Origin of the sequence: Desulfolutivibrio sp., assembly GCF_036584575.1 — a bacterium.
GTDB lineage: Bacteria > Desulfobacterota > Desulfovibrionia > Desulfovibrionales > Desulfovibrionaceae > Desulfolutivibrio.
In genome coordinates this window covers 1-3,899 of record NZ_JAZHDB010000117.1, presented here as the reverse complement: position 1 = coordinate 3,899, position 3,899 = coordinate 1, and the positions used below count along the sequence as shown (strand labels likewise).

Here is a 3,899-nt window from a genome sequence, read left to right as displayed (position 1 = left end):
ACCCGGGATCGGCGGACACGTTACGAAGCGACGCCGTGCCGACCTCCGATGCGGCCCGTAGCCTGCGCGTGCTGGTGGTCGAGGACAATACCATCAACCGGCTGGTCATCCTGCGCATCCTGCGACGGCTGGGGCACGACCCCGTGGGCGTGGCCCGGGGGGCGGACGCGGTAGAGACCCTGACCACCGCCGCCTTCGACGTGATCTTCATGGATATCCGCATGCCCGGCATGGACGGCCTGGACACGACCCGGGCCATACGCAGCGACCGATCCGGGCTCTTTTCCGCCGACATCCCCATCGTGGCCGTGACCGCCAACGCCATGCCCGGGGCGCGCCAGGATCTCCTGGCCCAGGGCTTTACCGACTACCTGAGCAAGCCCATGACCATCTCCGACGTGGCCGAAACCCTGGAACGGCTCTTCCCGGGCTCCGCCGCCGCCTGCGCCTGACCCGAAAACGCCCCTCCCGCTCCCCGTCTCCCCGCGCTTGATTATGAAAAGACCGCGCCGCTTCGGCGTGTGCGCCAGGTCGGCCGCCGTCGCCCGCCCCAGGCCTCCCGGGCATCCCGGACATCCCGGACGCCTATTTCCCCATGTGGACCTGATCCCGCAGGGACGGGGCAAAGGCCGTGTAGGCGGCCGTCAGGCCCACGGCCACGGCCATGGCCGTGATCCCCAGCCCCGGGGCCACGAAGGCCGGGGCGGCCAGGGCCAGCCGGATAAGCAGCGTCACCAGGGCGAAGCCGGAATTGCGGAATACGGCGTGGAATCCGGGTTGGTAGGCATGGGAGATGAGTACGATGAGGATGTCGCTGAAGATGAGCACGGTATAAAAGACTTCGAAAAAGACCTGCGGCTGCCCGTCGGACAGGCTGGAGACGCCCACATCCACGGCCAGTCCGGCAAAAACGACCAGCAGCACCAGGGACAAAAACTTCTTGGCGGCTACGAAGGCATACAGGTCCGTGCCCCGGCTGCCCGCTGGCCGGGCGGCGTGCAGCCGGTAATACCAACCCAGGCCGAAGTAGATGCCAAGCGCCCCCACCCCGTCGGCCAAAAGGGGCAACACCGGCCCAAAACCGTCCGACAGGGAAATGGGTTCGCTAAAATGCACCAGTTCCTTGAAGGCGTTGCGAATCAGGATCAGGCACAGGATTTCGAATTGCTTGCCCACGGACTTGGTCACGGAACAGGGTAGAATGAAAATAAGGTCGATGACCTCCTGGATGAGCACCAGGGTAAAGGCCAGGCTGATGGCGTAATAGTGGCTGACGGGGGTGAGGCGGGCCAGCTCCGGCGGTAGGAGGCCGCGCCGGTTGAGTTCGATCCCGGCCACCCCGGCCAGAAAGACCGCCACCTGGATAAGCGCCACGGCCCGGCGGGTGGAGGTGCGCTCCCAGAAGGCGTGCAGCGGATCGAAGAGGTTGGTGGAGCATTCGTAGAATGAGGGCATGACCGCACTCCTCCCTGACGTCTCCGGCGGTCATCTCCGGGCGCATGGCCGCGTCAGGGATGCCGCCGGGGCGCCCACCATGAATCGGACGGCCGCAAAAGGCAACGCCGGGATGGCGACGGGGCCGTGGCGAATGGGCGGCATGTCTCGGAACGGCGCGCCCGGCATGTGTCTTGCTTGTCTTTTCGGCAGGGGGAAGGCATTGCCGCCTCCCCTATCCCACGCGGAGAACCAAAACCATGCACCGTCTTGTCTGGCTCCTGGCCATCATGTCCCTTGCGTCCTGCGCCCCGCTGTGCAGCGGCGAACTCGAACGCCTCCAGGGGCGCAAGTCACACGACGAACTGACCCAGGTTCCGGATCGCCAGGACTTCCGCACCCCCAGGCAAAAGCTGCCTTCGTTTCTTCTTTTCTAAAAGGCCACGGGCGCGCCATGGCAGGTCGGCTGCTGCAGGGACGCAAAAAGCCCCGCAGGCGGCAGGATGGCCGCCCGCGCCGGGAAGTCCCCGGACCCCGCCGCAACACACGCTATGGCCGGTTCCTTGGGGGATCGCCGGACAACCAGTCGGCCTGCTTCCACGGCCATGGTCATGGCCACGGGTTCGGTCTCGGAATTGCCGCACAGGCTCTCGCGAAAGGCCGGAAAAATCTCCCGCTCCCCCCCCGCCTGGTCCCGGACGATCAGCTTGGTGCGCACCATCGCCACATGTTTCAAGCGGCCTGATGGGTCGAATTCCAGGGAGTTGACGTCACCCGTGATCCCTGTGGCGTCCGGATCAAAGGCCAGGACCATTCCCGCCGGGGTGGGAACCGGCGTGGGGCGCCCCGGCTCCACGGAACGTACCGCCCCGTCCGGATGAAAGGCCGCGCCGATGCGAACCGGAACGGACCCGGCAGGGGTGGCCATCTCCACGATCTGGCCGGGGAAAAGGGTGAAACTGCGCATGCTCCCCAGGTCATCGAAGGCCAGGGAGAGAAACTTGGCCGTGACCCCGCCCAGGGGGGTCGCGACGGCGAAGGGCGTAAGCAACCCGGCCTCGTCCTCCTGGGTCCAGTAGGCCGATGTCCGGCCGCACAGGGGAAAGACCCGCTTGATGCCGCCGCCTGGATAAAAAAGGATCTGCTCGGCCAACACCTCGCCCGCCGGGGTGGCCACGGGAGTGCGGCTCTCCAGGATGATGGAGCGCAGCGCGCCGTCGGGATAGAACTCCAGGGAGGCCCCGGTCTTGGTGCGCTCGTCCTTGGCCGTGCTGCGCGGCAGGAAGGCCCCGTGCGGGGTGACGATGACGGTTCCTTCCGAGGGGATGACGGCTCGGAGCGAGCCGCGCGGGTAACACTCCACCATGTCCTGGACGCCGAAGGTTCCAAAACGGGTCGTGACGGTTTTCATGCTTTCCTCCACACGACGAAAGCAAAGCCCGTGCCTCTATTTTTCTCCAATGATACCAAGGGGAGGCTGGCATGTTCCGACAAATTTGTCGGAACCATGCGACAAAAATGTGCTACTCGATTCCTTTTCATGCAACGATTTTCGGCTTTCTGCCAACTCCATCCCCCTGCCTGTACCATTTCTCTTTTAGGATGATGCATGTGCAACATTCTATACGTAAAGAATATTTCAAACCAGCAAAACTTGTGCAATACCAGCAAACCTTGACCTTCACACACGGCTTTTGCATTTCTTATCATTGACATTTCGAAGCGACTTTGAAAGAAGCTGTGAATAGAAAACCCGTCTGTACACCAAGGAGGCCTCCGGCATGAAACTTTCGACGAAACTCATCGGTTCCTTTGGGCTGCTCATAGTCCTGCTCCTGGTCAGCGGCGGCGTCTCATTCGTCATGATCGGCGACATTTATGAAGACACGGAAGAGCTGGCCACAAACTGGCTGCCAAGCATCAAGACCCTTGGCGTGATCCAGAACAAATTCCAGGCTTTACGCCGAAATGAGCTGGTCCACATCATCACCACGGACGACGCCGAGATGCGGGGATACGAGTCGGCCATGGAAAAGGAGCTCGCCGACCTGAAAAGCGCCCAGGCGTCTTACGAGAAGTTGATTTCCTCCCCCGAGGAACGCACGGAATACGGCGTCTTTAGAAACGCCCTCGACGCTTACCTGACTATCCACCCGAATTTGCTGCAACATTCCCGCAAAAACGAAACCGACGTTGCGAAAGGCATTATCCTCGGCGACTCCAGAAAGCATTTCTATGCTGCCTATGCCTCCCTGGACAAGCTCATCGAGATGAACAACAAGGGCGCGGATGTGTCGGTTCACAAGGCCGAGTCGGAATATCGCGCCAGCGAACTCTACAGCATCATCATCCTGGCCGTGGCCATCCTGGTGGGCGTGGCCGCCGCCTTCCTGGTCATTCGCGGCGTGATGCGCCAGCTTGGCGAGGATCCGGGATACCTCTATGACATCGCCGGGAAGATCGCC

General features: G+C 62.6%; 5 protein-coding genes. 3 read left to right on the top strand and 2 right to left on the bottom strand.

All coding sequences use genetic code 11. The features are described from left to right. Positions 1-452 (top strand): response regulator (locus V3572_RS09315; protein WP_332110720.1); only part of this gene is annotated, 452 nt, incomplete at its 5' end. Positions 453-585: 133 nt separating this feature from the next. Here V3572_RS09315 and V3572_RS09310 read toward each other — a convergent pair. Continuing rightward, positions 586-1,455 carry a hypothetical protein gene (locus V3572_RS09310; RefSeq protein ID WP_332110719.1) on the bottom strand — a complete coding sequence of 290 codons (870 nt, stop codon included), beginning with the start codon at positions 1,453-1,455 and terminating at the stop codon, positions 586-588. 239 nt (positions 1,456-1,694) lie between these two features. Between V3572_RS09310 and V3572_RS09305 the strand changes: the two genes are divergently transcribed. Continuing rightward, positions 1,695-1,871 carry a hypothetical protein gene (locus V3572_RS09305; RefSeq protein WP_332110718.1) on the top strand — a complete coding sequence of 59 codons (177 nt, stop codon included), beginning with the start codon at positions 1,695-1,697 and terminating at the stop codon, positions 1,869-1,871. Here V3572_RS09305 and V3572_RS09300 read toward each other — a convergent pair. Next, entirely contained in the window at positions 1,868-2,845 is a 978-nt protein-coding gene (locus tag V3572_RS09300) for a hypothetical protein (protein WP_332110717.1), read from the bottom strand. The two genes, V3572_RS09305 and V3572_RS09300, sit on opposite strands and share 4 nt — an antisense overlap. Before the next feature lie 370 nt (positions 2,846-3,215). On the opposite strand from V3572_RS09300, the gene V3572_RS09295 reads away from it, so the two are divergent. Then, positions 3,216-3,899 (top strand): MCP four helix bundle domain-containing protein (locus tag V3572_RS09295; protein ID WP_332110716.1); only part of this gene is annotated, 684 nt, incomplete at its 3' end.